Annotated in this window: 16 protein-coding genes; 11 read left to right on the top strand and 5 right to left on the bottom strand. The window is 56.2% G+C overall.

Going from position 1 to position 19,591, the window contains the following annotated elements:
- Positions 1 to 223 precede the first annotated feature (223 nt).
- The 4 genes from GHO32_RS12150 (at position 224) to GHO32_RS12135 (ending at position 5,129) form a co-directional block, all read left to right on the top strand.
- Complete coding sequence (locus tag GHO32_RS12150; protein WP_153442842.1) at positions 224 to 850, top strand: response regulator transcription factor; 627 nt, start codon at positions 224 to 226, stop codon at positions 848 to 850.
- Positions 851 to 4,120 (top strand): transporter substrate-binding domain-containing protein, encoded by a 3,270-nt coding sequence (locus tag GHO32_RS12145; RefSeq protein WP_153333655.1) that lies wholly within the window; start codon positions 851 to 853, stop codon positions 4,118 to 4,120.
- A gap of 111 nt (positions 4,121 to 4,231) precedes the next feature.
- The gene (locus tag GHO32_RS12140) at positions 4,232 to 4,561 is read left to right on the top strand and encodes a hypothetical protein (protein WP_153333657.1); all 330 of its coding nucleotides are present in this window, start codon (positions 4,232 to 4,234) and stop codon (positions 4,559 to 4,561) included.
- Positions 4,562 to 4,643: 82 nt separating this feature from the next.
- Positions 4,644 to 5,129 (top strand): GNAT family N-acetyltransferase, encoded by a 486-nt coding sequence (locus GHO32_RS12135; RefSeq protein WP_153333659.1) that lies wholly within the window; start codon positions 4,644 to 4,646, stop codon positions 5,127 to 5,129.
- Positions 5,130 to 5,183: 54 nt separating this feature from the next.
- Here GHO32_RS12135 and GHO32_RS12130 read toward each other — a convergent pair whose 3' ends face one another.
- Positions 5,184 to 6,923 carry a phosphoethanolamine transferase CptA gene (locus tag GHO32_RS12130; protein ID WP_153333661.1) on the bottom strand — a complete coding sequence of 580 codons (1,740 nt, stop codon included), beginning with the start codon at positions 6,921 to 6,923 and terminating at the stop codon, positions 5,184 to 5,186.
- A 424-nt stretch (positions 6,924 to 7,347) separates the two neighbouring features.
- On the opposite strand from GHO32_RS12130, the gene gnd reads away from it, so the two are divergent.
- The 5 genes from gnd (at position 7,348) to nudC (ending at position 12,473) form a co-directional block, all read left to right on the top strand.
- Positions 7,348 to 8,328, top strand: coding sequence for a phosphogluconate dehydrogenase (NAD(+)-dependent, decarboxylating) (gene gnd / locus GHO32_RS12125; protein WP_153333663.1), 981 nt, complete (start codon positions 7,348 to 7,350; stop codon positions 8,326 to 8,328).
- Positions 8,325 to 9,848: a glucose-6-phosphate dehydrogenase gene (gene zwf / locus GHO32_RS12120; RefSeq protein ID WP_153333665.1), complete on the top strand. Its 1,524-nt coding sequence runs from the start codon at positions 8,325 to 8,327 to the stop codon at positions 9,846 to 9,848. The genes gnd and zwf overlap by 4 nt, the downstream gene beginning before the upstream one ends.
- A complete protein-coding gene (locus GHO32_RS12115; protein WP_153333667.1) occupies positions 9,845 to 10,663 on the top strand; it encodes a Cof-type HAD-IIB family hydrolase in 819 nt (272 codons plus the stop codon). Before zwf ends, GHO32_RS12115 begins: the two co-directional genes overlap by 4 nt.
- Before the next feature lie 123 nt (positions 10,664 to 10,786).
- On the top strand, positions 10,787 to 11,599 hold the full coding sequence (locus GHO32_RS12110; RefSeq protein WP_153333669.1) for a crotonase/enoyl-CoA hydratase family protein: 813 nt from the start codon (positions 10,787 to 10,789) through the stop codon (positions 11,597 to 11,599).
- 43 nt (positions 11,600 to 11,642) lie between these two features.
- Positions 11,643 to 12,473 carry an NAD(+) diphosphatase gene (gene nudC / locus GHO32_RS12105; RefSeq protein WP_153333670.1) on the top strand — a complete coding sequence of 277 codons (831 nt, stop codon included), beginning with the start codon at positions 11,643 to 11,645 and terminating at the stop codon, positions 12,471 to 12,473.
- On the opposite strand, the gene GHO32_RS12100 is transcribed toward nudC, so the two are convergent.
- Together GHO32_RS12100 and GHO32_RS12095 are read right to left on the bottom strand one after the other, a co-directional pair.
- Positions 12,441 to 13,226: a TSUP family transporter gene (locus GHO32_RS12100; RefSeq protein ID WP_153333672.1), complete on the bottom strand. Its 786-nt coding sequence runs from the start codon at positions 13,224 to 13,226 to the stop codon at positions 12,441 to 12,443. The genes nudC and GHO32_RS12100 overlap by 33 nt on opposite strands.
- Positions 13,227 to 13,413: 187 nt before the next feature.
- On the bottom strand, positions 13,414 to 14,523 hold the full coding sequence (locus tag GHO32_RS12095; RefSeq protein ID WP_048391395.1) for a sigma-54-dependent Fis family transcriptional regulator: 1,110 nt from the start codon (positions 14,521 to 14,523) through the stop codon (positions 13,414 to 13,416).
- Between the two features lie 333 nt (positions 14,524 to 14,856).
- Between GHO32_RS12095 and GHO32_RS12090 the strand changes: the two genes are divergently transcribed.
- On the top strand, positions 14,857 to 16,026 hold the full coding sequence (locus tag GHO32_RS12090; RefSeq protein WP_153333674.1) for a cysteine desulfurase family protein: 1,170 nt from the start codon (positions 14,857 to 14,859) through the stop codon (positions 16,024 to 16,026).
- A 55-nt stretch (positions 16,027 to 16,081) separates the two neighbouring features.
- The gene (locus tag GHO32_RS12085; RefSeq protein ID WP_153333676.1) at positions 16,082 to 17,893 is read left to right on the top strand and encodes an aminopeptidase P family protein; all 1,812 of its coding nucleotides are present in this window, start codon (positions 16,082 to 16,084) and stop codon (positions 17,891 to 17,893) included.
- Between the two features lie 61 nt (positions 17,894 to 17,954).
- Here GHO32_RS12085 and GHO32_RS12080 read toward each other — a convergent pair whose 3' ends face one another.
- A complete protein-coding gene (locus tag GHO32_RS12080) occupies positions 17,955 to 18,236 on the bottom strand; it encodes a hypothetical protein (protein ID WP_048373188.1) in 282 nt (93 codons plus the stop codon).
- Between the two features lie 165 nt (positions 18,237 to 18,401).
- The gene (gene rhtA, locus GHO32_RS12075) at positions 18,402 to 19,289 is read right to left on the bottom strand and encodes a threonine/homoserine exporter RhtA (protein ID WP_153333695.1); all 888 of its coding nucleotides are present in this window, start codon (positions 19,287 to 19,289) and stop codon (positions 18,402 to 18,404) included.
- Positions 19,290 to 19,591: the final 302 nt, after the last annotated feature.

The following is a 19,591-nucleotide window of genomic DNA, read 5'->3' as shown; positions in this document are numbered from 1 at the left end:
GTTGCACCCGAATGGTGATTATTCGCGGCTTGATTTCAATCGGGTATCGCGATGTTGCGTTCAAGTAGCGGTGAGGACGCACGGGAGGTTTGTAGGAAATATCCTATACTTTCCCTTGTATTCATAAGCATGTTAATCATGAGGAAGTTACGGAGTTATCTATTCAAAAAAATAGATAAAGCCGCCCACGTCCTGTTATTGGCAGTTTTTGGCAGGGGTTCAAATGTATAAAGTCTTGATTGCCGATGATCATTCCTTAATTCGCACGGCTGTGCGACTGCTGTTGGAGAATCAGGGTTACACCGTCGTGGCTGAAGCGACTAACGGAATTGATACGGTGCAGTTGGCGCGCCAGCATGCGGTCGATCTGGTGGTCCTGGACATCACCATGCCGGGTCTGGACGGTCTGGAGGTGATCAGCCGTATCAAGGCGTCCGGGCTGACCTGCCGGATTTTGGTGCTGACCTCCCAAGCGGCGCTGTTTTATTCGCAGCGTTGTATGAAGGCCGGTGCAGCCGGGTTCGTGACGAAAAACCAGGAACTCAGCGAGTTGCAACGGGCGGTCAGGACGATCATGGACGGTTATACGTTTTTCCCTAACCTGGCGATCAGTTCGGTTCGAAACAGTGATGCAACATTGACGGACATCGAATTGATTGAAAGTTTATCGGCCCGCGAGTTAACTATTTTGCAGCAACTTGCTCGAGGTGTAAGTAATAAACAAATAGCACTGGATATGACCCTGAGCAGCAAGACCATCAGTACCTATAAGGCACGGTTGATTGAAAAATTAAACATGACGTCAGTTGTTTATCTGGCAGAGTTTGCCAAACGTAATGGCTTGATTTAAATGAAGCTTTTTGTGCGGCACGGGCTGTTGATCGTGTCGCTGGTTCTGGGATGGCCTTACGCACTGGCGCAGCCGACGGTGCAGTCGTTGCAGTTGTTGGGCCGCTCAAATGTTGAAGCCTACAGCGTGGTGCTTGAGGCGCCCGACTGGCAATGGCTTAAACAGCACGACACCTTGCGGCTGGGCATTTCGGCACCGGATTACGCGCCCTTTGACATGACCGGTAATGATCAGGACTTTGAAGGGCTGACGGCGGATTACATGCAGCTACTCTCCGAGTTGTTGCATGTTAATGTTGACGTTAAACGGTATGCCTCAAGGTCGCTGGCGATAAACGCGCTCAAGCGCGGCGAGCTGGACTTGCTCAGCAGCGCCAACGGCTTTGAAGCGCAAGATCGCGCACTGGTGCTGAGCCAGGCCTATGCCGACGACTCGCCCACGCTGGTAACGCGCAGCGCCAACCAACCGGTGATGCCGGCTGATCTGGCTGGCAAGCGCTTGGCCATGCTAGATCACTATTTGCCTCCACAAGAAGTCCGGGCGTTTTACCCAAAGGCCGAGTTGCAGCTTTATCCCTCAACACTGAGTGCCATTGGCGCTGTGGCGTTTGGTCAGGCTGATGCTTACTTGGGGGACTTCATCAGCGCCAACTACCTGATCAATAAAAACTACCTCAACAATGTGCAATTGGCCGACTTCTCGCGCATCGATGTCAGCCCTTTTGCGTTTGCGCTGGCGCGCGATAACGCCCGGTTGCTGCGCATAGTCAATGCGGGGCTGGCGGCGATTCCGGCCAGTGAGCGGATGACGATTCTGCGCCGCTGGAGTTCGGAAGGGCCGCAAGTGAGTAGCCATTCGCGGCTGAACCTGACCGCCAGTGAACAGCGTTGGCTGGATGCACATCCGCGCCTGCGGGTGGCGATCAATGATCAATACTTGCCGCTTTCGTTTATTGACGAGCAGGGTGTGTTTAAAGGCGTCAGCGCCGATGTGCTGTTTAATATCAGCGCGCGCACCGGCCTTGAGTTCGAGGTAGTTAAAGGCGACTCGGTGCAAGACCTGATCGGTCTGGTCAGCAGCGGCAAAGCCGATGTCATCGGCGCCTTCACTCCTAGCGTCTATCGTGAATCACAGTTGCTGTTTACCCGGCCTTATCTGACCACGCCGTTTGTGCTGGTGACCTCTACCCGACTTGAGAGCCCTGACACGCTGGATGAGATGGCGGGCCAGCGCCTGGTGCTGGTGCGAGGCAATGTGTTGCGCGAGTTTGTATTGCGGCACTACCCCCGCATCCAACTGCTGGAGGCAGACAACGCTGCCGATGCCATGGCGATGGTGGTTGCAGGTAAAGCGGATGGTGCCATCAACGCGTTGATCAGTGCGCGCTACATGATTTCGCGGCGTTTTAACGGGCAGTTGCACATCACCAGTACGGTGGGCACTCAGCCCGCACAGATCGGTTTTGCCACTGCGCGCGATGCTCCAGAACTGCATGGGGTTCTGGACAAGGCGTTGCTGAGTATTTCTCCTGAAGACATGAGCGTGCTGACCAATCGCTGGCGCGATGACTCGCCGGAAGGCGAAAGCTATTGGTTGCGTAATCGGGCTGCGATTCTCCAGGGCTTTGCCATTGCAGCAGTGCTGCTGTTGCTCGCGTTTGGCTGGATTGCCTATTTGCGTCGCAGTGTCGCCAGGCGCCAGCAATTGCTGGAGCAAGTGCAAACTGCCAAGCAACAGGCCGATGAGGCGAACCGCGCCAAAACCACGTTTTTAGCCACCATGAGCCATGAAATCCGCACGCCCATGAATGCAGTGATCGGCATGCTTGAGTTGGCGATGAAAAAAGCTGATCAGGGCGTTATGGACCGGCTGGCCATTGAGGTGGCGTCGGGGGCTGCTCGCGAACTGCTGGAGTTGATCGGCGATATTCTGGACATCGCGCGCATTGAGTCCGGGCATCTGTCATTGAGCCCCAAACGCGCCAATGTGCAGACGTTGGTGATGTCGGTCGTGCGTATGTTTGATGGTTTGGCCCGGCAGAAACATCTGAGTCTGGTGTATGAACCCGCTACATCGGCTGCAGACATCGACGTGTTGATCGACCCGATGCGCTTTAAACAAATTGTTTCCAATGTACTGAGCAATGCCATCAAGTTTACCGAGCAGGGTGAAGTCCGTCTGACGTTGAACGTGCAGCCTCACCCTGACGGGTCGCAGGTAGAGATTGGTATACGGGTTGATGACACCGGAGCAGGTATTGGCGAGGAGGATCTACGTCGACTGTTTAGCCCGTTTGTCCAAGCCAGCAACAATCATCAATCGGCTCGCAGCGGCTCAGGGCTGGGGCTGGTGATTTGCCGCACGCTTTGCGAAATGATGGGCGGGACGATTCAGATGAGCAGTGAGCTGGGCAAAGGCACTCACGTTGTTATCAGCCTCAATGTGCCGCGCCTTGAACCCGATGCCGGGCAAGCAGATGACGAGGTAGAAGGGCTGGCCTCGCCGGGCTCGATGAGCATTCTGGTGGTGGACGACTACCCGGCCAACCGGATGCTGCTGGCTCAACAATTGAGTTACCTGGGGCACCGTGTCATTGATGCCGAGAACGGTGCTCAAGGCCTGGTGGCGTGGCGCGCGGGCAGGTTTGACGTGGTCATTACCGATTGCAACATGCCGGTCATGAATGGCTACGATTTGGCCCGCGCCATACGCAGCGACGAGGCTGGGCGGGCGCTTGAACCATGCCTTGTTTTGGGCCTGACGGCCAATGCCCAGCCCGAAGAAAATGAACGTTGTCGGCAAGCGGGGATGGATCAGTGCTTGTTCAAGCCGATCAGCCTGCAGGACTTGAGTCTGTGCCTGGCCTTCGGAACTCCAGGTCCTGCAAACGTGTCTTACGCCGAACCGCTTGCCGAAGGCCACGATGAAATTGACTTGGCCTACCTCCAACAATTGGCTCAGTGCGATGACGCGTTGGTGCATCAGTTGCTGACGGAGATGGCCGTCAATACCGAAGAGGATCTTGTGCAGTTGATGCAGCTTTTTGTCAGCGATGATTTTCAAGGGCTGGCTGCGCTGGCGCACAAGATCAAAGGAGCTGTTGCACTGGTCCAGGCCAAAGGCTTGATGCGTTGTTGCGAGCAACTTGAGGCCGCGAGCGCTTTGGCCGATCCGGCGTTAATTCTCCCGTGTGTGGATGCGCTGCATGCAGAGATGGAGCGCTTTGCCCGCGCTCTGGAGGAGCACATGCAGCATCAGGGAGCGCAGTGATCTGGAGACAGGCGGGGCTTGAAAAACAAGGCACCCCACCTATTAATCGTTGAAACGGGCTGTTTTGTTTAAACATTCAACGCAACGACGTGTGACGACGGTTAAACCACTATGCCGAATAAGTCTTTACGAATATTGATCGCAGACTCTGATACCGAGCAGGCGTTAAAAATTGACAGGGCGCTCAATCTGGCGGGATACCACCGAGTAGCTCCTTTGCGCGCAGTTGATGCGCTAAAAGGACTGCGCGACGCCAAACCTGGTGAGTTTGACTTGCTTTTGATCAGCCAGAAAATGGCCGGTGGGCCGGCTGTCGATGCCGCGCAATACCATCGCGACAACGCGCAGTTCCGGCATATCCGCATTTATCAGGATGCCGACGCGCTGGCCGCGAATATTGTTGAACTGATGCAGAGCATTGACCCGCCACAGCGCCCTTGAGACGAATACTTGTTTGCGTCACCGCTGGCACGCTAAGGTCGCAGGCTCTCAAAATAAAATCAGACCTTGGGGAAGATGCGCGATGTCGCAAGTGGTAGTCGTACAAGCAAACTATACGGACCCGGTTCACGCTCAAGCACTGCGAGACGTTTTGAACCACTACGCGCAGGACCCGATGGGTGGCGGCGAGGCGTTATCAGCCCAGGTGCTGGAACAACTCCCGGGCGAGTTGGCCAAGCGTGCACATGCATTCAGCGTGCTGGCTTTTGTGGATGGCAAGGCCGCCGGGCTGGTTAACTGTTTTGAAGGTTTTTCGACGTTCGCCGGGAAGCCGCTGGTCAACGTGCACGACGTGTCAGTGGTCGATACCTACCGTGGCTTGGGTCTGAGCCAAAAAATGCTGGAAAAGGTCGAGGCCATTGCGCGGGAACGCGGCTGCTGCAAAATCACCCTCGAAGTGCTGGAAGGCAACCCTGTGGCTCAGGGTTCTTACCGCAAATTCGGGTTTAGCGCAGGGCAACTGGACCCGGCCCACGGGCGTATGCTGTTTTGGAACAAGCCGCTGTAACAGCGGGCTTATGCAATAACAACGGGGCGCCAAGGGCGCCCCGTTGTGCATCTATTAATTGACCGCGCTTTGCACTGGCGCCGCTTTTGGCTTGATCAGGCTGAAATCAATCAGGGCTTTTTGCGGGCGAGAGTAGGGGTCGCCTATCAATTGCGGGCGCACGACAAACTCGTCGCTGACCAGGCTCTTCTTGTCATCCAGCTCTTTAGCGCTTAACCCGGCCAGGTCTGCCCAGGTGTGGATGAACTGTGAGCTGCTGTAAGGGCGGTCCAGATCACCGGCGAAATCCCAGGTGTGGTCTTCACGCCATTTGGGCGATGCCCAGGCCAAAAAGGGGATGGTGTACATCGGCGCGGTTGGCTTGGCCTCGTTGCGCCCCAGAGTGTCGTGGCCCACAGAGTCGAACACGTCTTCACCGTGGTCGGACAAATACAGCAGAAAGCCGTTCGGGTCGGTTTTCGCGAAGTCTTTGATCAGGCTCGACACCACGAAGTCGTTATACAGCACCGCATTGTCGTAGCTGTTGTAGGTGGGGATCTGGTCATCGCTCAACCCGGCAGGCGCACCGGTGCGGTCGGTGAATTTGTCGAAGGTCGGCGGGTAGCGGTACTGATAACTCATGTGAGTGCCGAGCAAGTGAATCACGATGAGTTTGCGTGGTGCGCTGTCCGCCAGGATCTTGTTAAAGGGCTCCAGGACATCGCCGTCATATTGGCGGGCATTCTGGTTGCGGTTGTTATTGAGGTAGACCTGTTGGTCAGCCTGCTCGGAGAAGGTGGTGAGCATGGTGTTGCGTTTGGTCATGGTCTGCTGGTTGGTGATCCAGAAGGTTTTGTAACCCGCCTGTTTCATCACGCTGACCAGCGACGGAGTGCTGAGGTACAAGTCCGGGTTTTCTTCGTCGGCGAAGGTCAGCACTTGTTGCAGGGCTTCGATGGTGTAAGGACGCGGCGTGACGACGTTGTCAAAGATCGCCAGTTGGTCGCGCAACTTGTCCAGGTTGGGCGTGGTTTCGCGAGGGTAACCGTACAGGCTCATGCGCTGGCGGTTGGTGGATTCACCGATGACCAGAACCAGCGTGGTCGGTTGGCCTGCTTCTTCATCTGTGAGGTTGGTGAGCGGCGGAATTTTGCTGGCGCTGGCGAGCATGCCCTGCATGCTGTCCAGTTGTTGCAGATAACGACGATAAGCGACCACCATTTGCCACGGCACGGCTGGTTCTACGCGGCTTTCGAAGCTTTCGAGAGCTGAGGCGAAGGTGTCGTGTTTAAGGGTCTGTTTGATCAGCGGGTAGCCGACCACTGCGAGCACGATCGCCAGGGCTGCGGCCCAGGCTTGGGCGCGGGGCAGGTACACCGGGCGCAGGCGTGTCCAGAGGAAAACCGCGAACGCGGTATGCGCCAGGAAGGCCAGCACCATCCACCAGGCAAAGTATTGCGTCATGTACTCGCCGGCTTCAGAGGTGTTCGACTCGAACATGATGAAGATGACGCTTTGCGAGAACTCTTGCTGGTAGATAAAGAAATAGCCAAGGCTGGCCATGGAGCAGGCCCACAGCACCACGCCGATCACCGCGGCCATGATCCGGGTGCGGGCGGGGAACATCAGCATCGGCGCCAACCACAGGGCGCTCATCACGAATGCCTGGCGAAAGCCTGAAAAGCCCGAAGTACCGGTGAGCTGTATCAACAGTTGAGTGATGCCGGAAAAGTACCAGAAGAATAGAAACAACCAGCCTAAACCAGCCCAATCGAACCCCTTCGCAGATGCATTACTGCGTTTAAACAACCCCATACAACACTCCAGCGCAATACAGCTTGAATGGTTGACGCCGGATGACCCGGCACAACGCGTGTGGGCTGTCTGAAAATAAAACAGCCAAAAAGTGATCAATTGTCACAAAAGTCATGTGAAAACTTTGTGCGGAAGATGAAGCTTCGAGGGGTGATGGTCGTAGGAGCGAGCTTGCCTCGCGATCTTTTGATCTTTTAAAAGATCGCGAGGCAAGCTCGCTCCTACGGTTGGGGAGGGGTTTTTGGTGTTTTTTTGCGCAGATCGCCGTTCATCCGTCCGCTGAGTGGATTCAATCGGGAATCTGCCCCGCTGCTTGTGCGAAACTATGCGCCATGCGATAGGACTAATCCTTAGCCGAGCACCTTGAGCATTGCTGAACTAAGGTGCTGTACACCTATTTATTTGCCGTTGGGAGCAACAGTACATGCAGTTGGGAATTATTGGATTGGGCCGTATGGGCGGGAACATCGCACGGCGTCTGATGCTCAATGGGCATACCACCGTGGTTTTTGACCGCAATACCGACTTCGTCAGTGCTCTGGAACAGGACGGCGCCACCGGCGTTGCTGACCTGCCTGCGCTGGTGGCTGGCCTGGCCAAGCCTCGCGCTGTGTGGGTCATGTTGCCGTCTGGCGCACCGACCGAAGACACGATCGATACCCTGAGCCAACTGCTCGACGCCGATGACATCATCATCGATGGCGGCAACACCTTCTATAAAGACGATATTCGTCGCTCCAAAGCGCTGGCTGAAAAAGGCATTCATTATGTCGACGTCGGCACTTCGGGCGGCGTCTGGGGCCTGGAACGCGGTTACTGCATGATGATCGGCGGTGACACGCAAGTGGTTAAACACCTGGACCCGCTGTTTGCTGCGCTGGCCCCGGGCCTGGGCGATATTCCACGGACCAAGGACCGTGTGTCTGATGACGATCGCGCCGAGCGCGGTTACATCCACGCAGGCCCGGCGGGTGCAGGTCACTTCGTCAAAATGGTGCACAACGGTATCGAGTACGGCTTGATGCAGGCGTATGCCGAAGGCTTCAACCTGATGAAGATGAAAGGCGGCGAAAACCTGCCTGAAGACCAGCGTTTTGATCTGAACCTGGGCGATATCGCTGAAGTGTGGCGTCGTGGCAGTGTGGTGTCGTCCTGGTTGCTGGACCTGACCGCCGACGCCCTGGCCGTTGACGCACCGTTGGACGGTTATTCGGGCGCCGTGGCTGACAGCGGTGAAGGCCGTTGGACCATCGAAGCTGCCATGGAGCAGTCGACGCCGGTGCCGGTTCTGTCGAACGCCCTGTTTGCCCGTTATAGCTCGCGCCAGCAAAGCCTGTATGGCGACAAATTGTTGTCGGCCATGCGCTTTGGTTTCGGCGGCCATGTGGAGACGCCTAAAAAATGACCGAACCGTCCAGCAAATCCAACGTTAAACCTGCGCCTCCAACCACACTGTTTCTGTTTGGGGCCCATGGTGATCTGGTAAAGCGCTTGTTAATGCCGGCGCTGTACAACTTGACTCGGGACGGTTTGCTGGACGATGGCTTACGCATTGTGGGCGTTGACCACAATGCGATCAGTGATGAGGGTTTTGCCAAGAAGCTGGAGGACTTCATTCGCACGGAGGCCGCCAGCAAGGTCAACCATCCTGATGGTCAGGGCCTGAATGCTGACTTGTGGGCCCGCTTGGCGAAAAACATCAGTTATGTGCAGGGCGATTTCCTTGACGACAGCACCTACGCGGCGCTGGAGCAGAAGATTTTCGCCAGTGGCACGGGCAACGCGGTGTTTTACCTGGCCACTGCCCCGCGCTTTTTCAGCGAAGTGGTGCAGCGGCTGGGTGCCAGCGGGCTGCTTAAAGAAACCCCGGAGGCTTTTCGCCGGGTAGTGATTGAAAAACCTTTTGGCTCGGATGTCGATACGGCGCAAGCCTTAAACGCTTGCCTGTTGAGTGTCATGAGCGAGAAGCAGATCTACCGGATTGACCATTATCTGGGCAAGGAAACGGTCCAGAACATTTTGGTCAGCCGTTTTTCCAACGGACTTTTTGAGTCGTTCTGGAACAACCATTACATCGACCACGTGCAGATCACGGCCGCTGAAACGGTCGGGGTCGAGACCCGTGGCAGCTTTTACGAAAACACCGGCGCCTTGCGCGACATGTTGCCTAACCACCTGTTCCAACTGTTGGCCATGGTGGCGATGGAGCCCCCGGCGGCGTTTGGCGCGGATGCGGTGCGCGGCGAAAAGGCCAAAGTGATTGGCGCGATTCGGCCGTGGTCGATTGATGACGCGCGCAAAAACTCGGTGCGTGGTCAATACACGGCGGGCGAGTCGGGTGGTAAGCCTGTGCCCGGTTATCGTGAAGAAAACAACGTGGCCGAAGACAGTGCGACGGAGACCTTTGTCGCCCTCAAAGTGATGATCGACAACTGGCGTTGGGTGGGCGTGCCGTTTTACCTGCGCACTGGCAAACGCATGAGCGCGCGTGACACCGAAATTGCGATCTGCTTTAAACCCGCGCCTTACGCACAGTTTCGCGATACCGAAGTGGAACGCTTGAAGCCCAACTATCTGCGTATCCGCATCCAGCCCAATGAAGGCATGTGGTTTGACTTGCAGGCCAAGCGTCCTGGCCCGGGTCTGAACATGGCCAATATTGAGCTGGGTTTTGCCTACAAGGACTTCTTTGAGGTGCAGCCGTCTACTGGCTACGAGACCTTGATTTATGACTGCCTGACTGGCGATCAAACCTTGTTTCAGCGGGCCGATAACATCGAAAACGGCTGGCGCGGCGTGCAGCCTTTTCTCGATGCCTGGCGTGAGCAGGCGGACGTGCACTTCTACAAAGCCGGTGAAGACGGGCCGCAAGCCGCCAGGGATTTGTTGGCCCGCGATGGCCGCGTATGGCTGGACATCGAATGAGCACGCCGACGCAAGAGCCGATTCAGTTGGTGCTGTGCGACATGGACGGCACCTTGCTCAGGCCCGATCACAGCATTAGTCCGCGCACGTTGGCGGCGGTAAAAGCGCTGCAGGCTGCGGGCGTGTACTTCACGCTGGCCACTGGGCGACCGCCGCGAGGCATGCGTGAGCAGATCAAACAGCTGGGTATCGAGTTGCCAACGGCTGCCTTTAACGGCGGGGTGCTGGTTAACCCTGATGGCAGTTACCTGCAAACGCATCCCGTGCCCTATGAGGCAGTGAAAACGACGTTGAGTTTACTGGCTGACCACGACGTAGAAGTCTGGGTATTTGCCGATGATCAATGGTTGTTGCGCGACCCGGATGGGCCCATGGTGGCGCAGGAGCAGAATGCGCTGGGCTTTGCTCCGCGGGTGGTCACTGACTTTGGCGACTATTTGCAGCGGGTCGACAAAATTGTCGCGGCCAGCCGTAATGCTCCGTTGCTGGTCGAGCTTGAGCATCAGCTCCAAGATGTTTTTGGTGGCGAGGCGTTGGCCAGCCGCTCGCAGGCGTTTTATCTAGATGTGACAGCCTTGCATGCGAACAAGGGCGAGGCGCTTGCCACCTTGGCTGCGCGTTTAGGGGTGCCGCTGGAGCGCACCATGGCCTTGGGCGATGGCGGCAATGACCCGGCGATGTTCAAGCGTGCCGGGCTGTCGGTTGCCATGGGCCAGGCAGACGAGGCGATCCGCAAGCAGGCGATGTATGTCACCGCAAGCAACAAGGACGACGGCGTGGCGCAGGCACTTGAGCGTTTTGTCCTGAAGCCTTGATGGCTGATCGAAGACGTCACTTTGTCCGGTTTTTGGCGTAATCACGGTCTTTTCCGGGGGGCGCTGCTTGTTATAGTCGCTCGCTCATTGACCGGCGACAACGCCCCAAAAAGGATTCAGGTTATGCCCGAGTACCAGGCTTTCAAGGTTGAGTTAAACGACAGCATCGCCCACGTGACGATCAATCGACCTGAAAAGGTCAATGCGATGAATGCGGCATTCTGGACTGAGATTATTGAGATTTTTCAGTGGATCGATGAAACCGATGCCGTACGCGTAGTGGTGATCAGTGGCGCCGGCAAGCACTTTTCGGCCGGCATTGACTTGATGTTGCTGGCGTCGGTGGCCAATGAGCTGGGCAAGGATGTGGGGCGTAACGCTCGCCTGCTACGGCGTAAAATCCTGCAAATGCAGGCCTCGTTCAATGCTGTTGATCAATGTCGCAAGCCAGTTCTGGCCGCTGTCCAGGGTTATTGCCTGGGGGGCGCCATTGATTTGATCGCGGCCTGTGACATGCGCTATGCCGCAGAAGATGCACAGTTCTCGATCAAGGAAATCGACATGGGCATGGCCGCTGATGTCGGCACTTTGCAACGTTTGCCGCGCATTATTGGTGACGGCATGCTTCGGGAACTGGCGTATACGGGGCGCATGGTCGACGCTGAAGAAGCGCGCAGTATTGGCCTGGTCAACCGGGTCTACAGTGATCATGAGCGTTTGCTGGAAGGGGTCATGGCCATTGCGCAAGACATCGCCGGCAAATCGCCGATTGCGGTGGGCGGGACCAAGCAAATGATCAGTTACATGCGTGATCATCGTGTTGATGATGGCCTTGAATATGTTGCCACCTGGAACGCGACCATGTTGCAATCCACGGACTTGCGTTTGGCCATAGCAGCACATATGAGCAAACAAAAGCCTGAATTTCAGGATTGACGCGGTCGCCGCGTCGCACCTCAACTTGACCTGGGATGTTGTGATGACTTCGCGTTGGACTACGGCAGTACTGGACACCGATTTTGCTGGCGGCTTGGCCGTGGCGCGTGGCCCAGAGGGTTTTTTGCTCGACGACAATGGCCCATTGTTTCCACGTGAATGGCTCAAGCGTCAGGACCTGCCGGTTTTGGCTGAGCATGGCATTGGCCATCTGGACGGCGAGCCGGTCTACCTGCTGGAATTGAAGGGCACTGCCCAGGTTCAGGGCTGCCAGTGGCAGGGTTTGCGTGCGTTTATGCTGCAAGGCGACCCCACGTTGTACAAGGTGTTGGGGTACGCCGCGCAAATTGGCACGTGGGCCCGTGAGCACCGTTTTTGTGGCAGTTGCGGACAGGCCATGACGCAGGTGCCGAGGGAACGGGCGATGTATTGTGCGCCGTGTGACATGCGTAGCTATCCGCGTATTTCACCGAGCATGATCGTGCTGATTACCCGTGGCGATGAAGTCTTGCTGGCACGTTCGCCACGCTTTGTGCCAGGTGTTTACAGCACCTTGGCCGGTTTTGCCGAGCCGGGTGAGTCGGCCGAAGACTGCCTGATTCGCGAGGTGCACGAAGAAGTGCAGGTCCAGGTCAAGAATATTCAGTATGTGGGCAGTCAGTGCTGGCCGTTCCCGCACTCGATGATGCTGGGCTTTCATGCGGAGTATGCGGGCGGTGACATAGTGCCCCAGGCCGACGAAATTGAAGATGCGCAGTGGTTCAACATTCACCACTTGCCGCCATTGCCGGCGTCGCGCTCGATCGCGCGTTATCTCATCGACCTGTACGTGGCGCGGCGTTTAGGCCATGTCGAACCAGTGTTGCCAGGCTAGGCGCACTGTCAGCCCCAGGACCACGGTGATGAACACCGGGCGAATGAATTTGGCCCCGCCGCTGATTGCGCTGCGGGCGCCAAAGAAGGCGCCGATCATGACTGCAAAGCCCATGGTCAGACCGATGATCCAGTCCACGTGCCCGGAGAAGATGAAGATCGACAGCGCAGCGATGTTGCTGACGAAGTTCATGCTGCGGGCGACCCCGCTGGCCTTCACCAGGTCGATGGGGTAAAGCAGCATGCTGCTGACGGTCCAGAACGCACCGGTTCCCGGGCCCGCTACGCCATCATAGAAACCCAGGCCAATACCTTGTGGCAGTTGCCATTTCTTTTTGATCGGCGCGTCGTTGTCGATCGGGGTTTTAGGCGTGCCGCCAAACAGTAAGTACAGCCCGCAGCCGAAGACGATCACCGGCAACATTTTGTTGAGCCATTCAGCCGGCATGTAATGGGCGGCGATAGCGCCGATCAGGGCACCTGTCAGGGTGCCGAAAATAGCCAGCTTCCACTCGCGTGGATGGAACAGTTTGCGCCGATAAAAGGTGAAGCTGGCTGTGGCTGCACCGAATGTAGAGCTAAGTTTGTTGGTCCCCAGTACCAGGTGCGGCGGTAGGCCGGCGGTCAGCAGGGCAGGGGTGGTCAGCAAGCCGCCACCGCCCGCAATCGCGTCGATAAAACCGGCGACAAATGCAACGGCGGCCAAAATGGCGAGGGTGGTCAAATCTACGCTGAGGCTGAGATCAAAAGGCATGAGGTCGACTTAATTCGGCGGGACGTATGCGCGATGCGCTGAAGGAAGCAGCCATCTTACCCATAACCGCGGGAAGCGGCGACAGGCCTTTTATCACGGGCTAAGGTTGCTCAGGCAACGGCTGATCAGTACGTCTGCGCTATACGTTCGGCTCAGCAGCAGCCGTCATAAGGCTGCTGCTGTTTAACTAGATGGACTGCTGCAAATAGGGAGAGGAGGGCGGTGAGTCAGAGCGGCGAGTGTTCACGGATAAAGCGCCAAGCTTGATCAGGCGTGTACGTGTGACATTGCGGCTCAAGCCCAGCAGTTTGGCGGTATGCACCTGGTTGTGATGGCAAAACTCGTAGGCAGCGCGAAGCAGGCTGTCTTCAACCGTTTCATGCAACGCGCCGGGCTCTTCTTCGAACAGCCTGCGAAACGCGCGTTGCAGCAGGTCTTGGGTGCTGTCTTGCGAATGCGCGTATGACGGCCCGGGTGTTTCCTGGCGCCTTACGCGTGAAGGTGACAGTCGCAGGTCTTGCACGGAGATGGTCTGGTTGCGGCACAGCAACAAGCTGTGATGCATGACGTTTTCCAGTTCGCGGATGTTGCCCTGCCATGGGTGTTGGGTGAGGGCTTCTTCGGCGCATGGGCTGAGCGTCGACGGGCCGTGTTGCAGACGTTGCCGATAGGTATGCAGGAAGTGTCTGGCCAGCGGGAGGATATCCCCTGGTCGCTCGCGCAATGGGCGCAGCACCAGGCTCACGACATTCAGACGGTAGTAGAGGTCTTCGCGAAAATGCCCCGCTTCGATGGCCTGCTCCAGGTTGACGTTGGTGGCCGCCAGGACGCGGACATTAATCGGTGTGCTTTTGCGCGAGCCGAGCCTGACGACTTCCTGCTCTTGCAATACGCGCAGCAGTTTCACTTGAATGGGCAGCGGCAAGTCGCCGATTTCATCCAGAAACAAGGTACCGCCGTCAGCCTCTTCAAACCAGCCCGCTTTGGCCGCTAATGCACCGGTGAAGGCGCCTTTTTCGTGACCGAACAATTCGGCTTCGACCAGCGACTCGGCAAATGCGCCGCAGTTGACGGCGACAAAAGGCTGCTGATGACGGTGGCTGAGTTGATGAATGTGTCGGGCTACCAGCTCTTTGCCAGTGCCTGTTTCGCCAATGATCAAGACGCTGGCGTCGCTGGGAGCTATTTGTTGCAGATGAGCCAGTAACGCCTTGGACACGGGATCTTCAAACACTTGGGCCGTGGCCCTTATGGAGGTCGCGAGTGCCGGAGTCGACGGTAATGTTAAAAGCTGCAATGGACAGCTCCTTTTATCGGGGGCTCTGCCCACAAAAGGAAAGCCGAAGGCGACTTTATAAGGGGATTTTGATATTCCGTAAACTAACGTAATTCCATATTTATATATCCTTATGGCATATCGGACTTGCATAACACCCTACTTTTAGCGCTTTATAAGGCTATGTATTAGCGTTTGGCTGAGTTTAGGAAGGCTCCTACAGGTTTTCTCGGCGCTGCCTCTTTGTTTGAGCTGTTCAATCGGTTATTTCTAAATGCCGCGCTTTTCACGCGGTTTCACTTTTCTGCTATCAAGCACTGCCTGATTCCGGAATGCGCTCAGTGGGTTTGCACAATGAACAAACGACCTCTTTATTTCGATTACGCCGCCACCACGCCTGTGGACGATCGTGTCATTCAGGTGATGGTCGAGTGCCTGGGTTTTGAAGGCAATTTTGGAAATCCGGCGTCTGGCTCACATGCTTTCGGCCAGTCTGCCCGGCAGGCGGTAGAGCTCGCCCGTGAGCAGGTCGCGCAGTTGGTCAACGCACAACCAGAGCACATCATCTGGACGTCGGGCGCTACCGAGTCCAATAACCTGGCCTTGAAGGGCGTTGCCCAGGCCAGCCGCGAATCGCGCGGGCACATTATTACCAGCCAGATCGAGCACAAGGCAGTACTGGATACCGCGCACTTTTTAGAGACATCAGGTTTCGATGTGACGTACCTGGCCCCAGACAGCGACGGGCTGGTCAGTGCTGAAAAAGTCCGTGCTGCGCTGCGTTCGGACACGCTGCTGGTGTCGCTGATGTTGGTCAACAATGAGCTGGGAACGGTGAATGACGTTCCTGCTATCGGGCGACTGGTTCGCGAGCACGGTGCGTTGTTTCATGTTGATGCGGCACAAGGTGCCGGCAAGGTGGCCATCGACCTGCAAGAGTGGGCGGTGGACTTGATGTCGTTCTCGGGGCACAAGCTCTACGGTCCCAAAGGGATTGGTGCTCTGTATGTCGGGACACGTGCGCAAGATCGTTTGCAGGCCCAGATCCATGGTGGTGGCCATGAGTCCGGACTGCGTTCCGGCACCTTGGCAACCCATCAGATCGCCGGCATGGGCGCAGCTTTTGCCATTGCCCGTGAATCGTTTACCCAGGAGCTTGCGCATATTCAGGGCCTTCGCCAGCGTTTGCTTGAGCAATTGGCTGATGTGCCGGGTGTGCAATCTAATGGTTGTCCGACCCAACGAATCCCTCATACCTTGAGCCTGACGTTTGGTGAAGGGCACTTTAATAGTTCGGCACTCAGCGCAGTGCTGGCCTACTCGGCAACTTCGGCGTGCAATTCGGCCAGCAAAGCCCCGTCGCACGTGCTGCTTGCTGTGGGCCATGATGCAGCTAAGGCGGCGAGAACCATTCGTTTGAGTCTTGGGCGTTTTACCCGCGAGCAGGACATTGATGTCGCGGTAAACGCCATCAAGGTTGCCATTGCAGCGCCTGCACCTTTTTGGGCGGTTGCCCAGTCTTGATGACTGCTCCATTATCCGCGACGAAGAAAAACAACCGTGGCCAGCAGGAGAGAGGATGAGTATTCAGTCGTTGAATCAGGAATCTGTGGTGCAGCGTTTGGCGCGGACTCGCGCTTTGATGGAACAGAACGGCATTTATGCGCTGTTGGTTCCCTCGGCCGACCCACACCTCTCCGAGTATTTGCCTGCCTACTGGCAGGGCCGTCAATGGCTGTCAGGCTTTCACGGTTCAGTCGGTACGTTGATCGTGACGCCGACCTTTGCCGGATTGTGGGCTGACAGCCGTTACTGGGAGCAAGCTGGCAAAGAGCTTGCCGGTAGCACTATCGAACTGGTCAAGTTGCAACCTGGTCAGCCAAGCCCTCTGGACTGGTTGGCAGAACAAGCTCCGCAAGGGTCGACAGTATCGGTTGATGGTGCTGTTCTGGCGTTGGCATCCGCGCGCACTTTGGAGAGCAAGCTCAAAGAGCGTGGCGCTGTTCTGCGTATCGACATCGATGTATTGAGCCTGGTGTGGGCTGATCGTCCCGCGCTGCCTAAACAGCCGGTGTATGAACATTTACCACCTCAAGCCACCGTGAGCCGAGTAGACAAGTTGGCGAAGCTGCGCGAAACGCTTAAGCAGCGTAACGCCGATGCGCATTTTATCGCCACGCTGGATGATATTGCCTGGCTGTTTAACTTGCGTGGGTCTGATGTTTCTTTTAACCCGGTCTTTGTCTCGTTTGCATTGATTGAGCTGGACCGGGCGACGTTGTTTGTTGATCTGGAAAAGGTGGGGGTTGAACTGCGTGACACCCTTCAACGCGATGGCGTCAATTTGCGTGATTACACCGAGATCAATTCGGCTCTGGCTGCACTGCCTGCCACGACCCGACTGCTGATAGATCCGGCACGCGTCACTTGCGGTTTGCTCAACAACGTAAGCCGTGAGGTGACGTTCGTTGAGGGGTTGAATCCAACCACGTTCGCCAAGTCGCAAAAGAGCCTTGATGATGCAGTTCACATCCGTCAGGCCATGGAGCAGGATGGCGCCGCGCTTTGCGAGTTTTTTGCCTGGCTCGAAGCTGCCTTGGGTCGTGAGCGCATCACGGAGCTGACCATTGATGAGCAGTTGAGCGCTGCGCGTGCACGTCGCCCGGGCTTTGTATCGCTGAGCTTCAATACCATTGCGGCTTTTAACGCCAATGGCGCAATGCCGCATTACCACGCGACCGAGCAAGAGCACGCCGTCATTGAGGGGGATGGCTTATTGCTTATTGACTCGGGTGGTCAGTATCTGGGGGGTACCACCGATATCACTCGTATGGTGCCTGTCGGTACTCCTACCCGCGAGCAAAAGCATGACTGCACTCGTGTGCTTAAAGGTGTGATTGCCTTGTCGCGTGCCCAGTTTCCAAAGGGGATTCTGTCACCTTTGCTCGACGCCATCGCCCGGGCACCGATCTGGGCTGATAACGTTGATTACGGACACGGTACAGGGCATGGCGTCGGTTACTTCTTGAACGTGCATGAGGGGCCGCAGGTGATTGCCTATCAGGCAGTCGTAGCACCGCACACAGCGATGCAGCCCGGAATGATTACGTCAATTGAGCCGGGTACATACCGCCCGGGGCGTTGGGGCGTGCGAATTGAGAACCTGGTGTTGAATCGCGAGGCTGGCGCCTCGGAGTTTGGTGAGTTTCTCAAGTTTGAAACCCTGACGCTTTGCCCGATAGATACGCGTTGCCTTGAGGCTTCACTGCTGACGCGTGAAGAGCTTGACTGGCTAAATGGTTATCACAAGCAGGTTTGTGAGCGATTGAGCCCATTGCTTGAGGGTGATGCGTTAGCGTGGTTGCAGGCTCGAACAGCAGCACTTTCTTAAAGCGCGAGGGCGCTCTGTCACGTAATCGACTGAGTGGGTTACGTGACAGAGACTTGGGCTGTTATCTGCAAAGGACGATCATGCTGCGACTGGTATAGCCGGCGGGATTCAATCCGAAAGGGTAATCCCCAGGTTCTTCAGTACCATCGCCTGACTTGGCAACAACGCGGTATCCCTTGTCTCCGCACGCCTTTACGGCCTCCGCGTAGCATTTATCCCAAGATGACGATAAACCAGAGCAGTTGATGTGCAAGCCACGCTTGCCACGTTTGACGGCGGTTTCGGAGGTCGCAGCGCAGCCGGAGATCATAAGCACGGCCAAAACTACCAAAAATCGTTTCATTCCTGTCCTTAAAGCTTTTACGTCAGATTTACGTGGTGCGGTGAGCGGTTGATCATTCAGTTGCTCCTTTGGATGTCCTTATCCGAAATCGCCCCAAGTGACACATTCGGCCTATAAACATCCTCTAAATGAGAGTCAATTACCAGAACTGTGTCAAATAGGTGACTAATTGTCTGTGCTGACAGGTGCTGAGTGACCACGCATTGTGAGGGTCGCACCGACGGAGGCCATGATAATGCACAGAATAGCTATCCATTGTGTGACAGACAGAACCTCATGCAGAAACAGTAGCCCCGACAGCGCTCCAAAGGCAGGCTCAATACTCATCAGGGTTCCAAACGTACGGGTAGGCATGCGCGTAAGAGCGATCATCTCTAACGTGTAGGGCAGGGCAGTGGACAATAACGCGACAGCAAGGGCGATCGGGATCAGGGCTGGGGTCAATAGCGCGCTGCCTGCATGAACAATGCCCACGGGGGCAATAAACAGTGCCGCAATAATGACGCCCAAGGCTGCTGTCTGGACGCCGTTGTCTGCGCCTGCTTTCTGCCCGAAGAGGATATACAGCGCCCAACACACGCCAGCTCCGAGTGCATAGGCTGCGCCGACGAGGTCAATGCCTTGTGCGCCTTCTCCTAGAGGGATAAGCAGTAAAAGCCCGGTAATTGCCAGGCCTATCCACACAAAGTCGATGGCCTTGCGTGAAGAGAAGATAGCGACTGCCAGCGGGCCTGTGAATTCGAGTGCAACAGCAATCCCCAGCGGGACAGTACGCAGCGACATATAGAAAAGCAGGTTCATGCCGCCCAGCGCTATACCGTAAACAATGACGGTCTTGAGCGATTTGGCGGTGAGCTTGGCTCTCCAGGGGCGCAGTATCAGTAGCATGATGATGCTGGCAAATATCAAGCGCAGGGTTGTCGTGCCTTGGGCGCCCACAACGGGGAACATGCTTTTTGCGAGCGACGCACCTGATTGGATTGAGGCCATGGCGATAAGGAGTAGACCAACAGGTAATAGCGTCGATACGAGGCTACGAGAGGACTGTGTCATTGCGGGGTATGCCTGGGCGATAAGTGTGTAGAGGTCAAGCATCATGCTCAAGTGGCGCGCAGTGTGCAATATAGTGCGCAATATGCTTTTGAATTTGTCTTATATATAGAGGGCGTTAATTAACCCTTGACTCAGAATTTTTGCAGCCTATAATTCGCACCACTTCCGGCGCAGTCGAAACGGAAAACTCCTTGGATATCAATGAGTTGGATGATTTTGACGGTACCAGCTTCAATTCATCGAAGCAGGAAATGAGGTGTTGACAGCAGCGTGTAACGCTGTAGAATTCGCCTCCCGCTAAC

Origin of the sequence: Pseudomonas sp. FSL R10-2189, assembly GCF_009600325.1 — a bacterium.
Lineage (GTDB): Bacteria > Pseudomonadota > Gammaproteobacteria > Pseudomonadales > Pseudomonadaceae > Aquipseudomonas > Aquipseudomonas helleri.
The sequence above is the reverse complement of the archived record's forward strand: the minus strand, read 5'-3'. Positions and strand labels throughout refer to the sequence as shown.

What these genes read in the sequence shown, in the direction of transcription:
- GHO32_RS12140 (WP_153333657.1), top strand. Translation starts at nt 4,232, where the DNA reads ATGCCGAATAAGTCTTTACGAATATTGATCGCAGACTCTGATACCGAG.
- GHO32_RS12150 (WP_153442842.1), top strand. Translation starts at nt 224, where the DNA reads ATGTATAAAGTCTTGATTGCCGATGATCATTCCTTAATTCGCACGGCT.
- GHO32_RS12130 (WP_153333661.1), bottom strand. Translation starts at nt 6,923, where the DNA reads ATGGGGTTGTTTAAACGCAGTAATGCATCTGCGAAGGGGTTCGATTGG.
- GHO32_RS12080 (WP_048373188.1), bottom strand. Translation starts at nt 18,236, where the DNA reads ATGAAACGATTTTTGGTAGTTTTGGCCGTGCTTATGATCTCCGGCTGC.
- GHO32_RS12145 (WP_153333655.1), top strand. Translation starts at nt 851, where the DNA reads ATGAAGCTTTTTGTGCGGCACGGGCTGTTGATCGTGTCGCTGGTTCTG.
- gnd (WP_153333663.1), top strand. Translation starts at nt 7,348, where the DNA reads ATGCAGTTGGGAATTATTGGATTGGGCCGTATGGGCGGGAACATCGCA.
- GHO32_RS12110 (WP_153333669.1), top strand. Translation starts at nt 10,787, where the DNA reads ATGCCCGAGTACCAGGCTTTCAAGGTTGAGTTAAACGACAGCATCGCC.
- GHO32_RS12135 (WP_153333659.1), top strand. Translation starts at nt 4,644, where the DNA reads ATGTCGCAAGTGGTAGTCGTACAAGCAAACTATACGGACCCGGTTCAC.
- nudC (WP_153333670.1), top strand. Translation starts at nt 11,643, where the DNA reads ATGACTTCGCGTTGGACTACGGCAGTACTGGACACCGATTTTGCTGGC.
- GHO32_RS12100 (WP_153333672.1), bottom strand. Translation starts at nt 13,226, where the DNA reads ATGCCTTTTGATCTCAGCCTCAGCGTAGATTTGACCACCCTCGCCATT.
- GHO32_RS12115 (WP_153333667.1), top strand. Translation starts at nt 9,845, where the DNA reads ATGAGCACGCCGACGCAAGAGCCGATTCAGTTGGTGCTGTGCGACATG.
- zwf (WP_153333665.1), top strand. Translation starts at nt 8,325, where the DNA reads ATGACCGAACCGTCCAGCAAATCCAACGTTAAACCTGCGCCTCCAACC.
- rhtA (WP_153333695.1), bottom strand. Translation starts at nt 19,289, where the DNA reads ATGACACAGTCCTCTCGTAGCCTCGTATCGACGCTATTACCTGTTGGT.
- GHO32_RS12085 (WP_153333676.1), top strand. Translation starts at nt 16,082, where the DNA reads ATGAGTATTCAGTCGTTGAATCAGGAATCTGTGGTGCAGCGTTTGGCG.
- GHO32_RS12090 (WP_153333674.1), top strand. Translation starts at nt 14,857, where the DNA reads ATGAACAAACGACCTCTTTATTTCGATTACGCCGCCACCACGCCTGTG.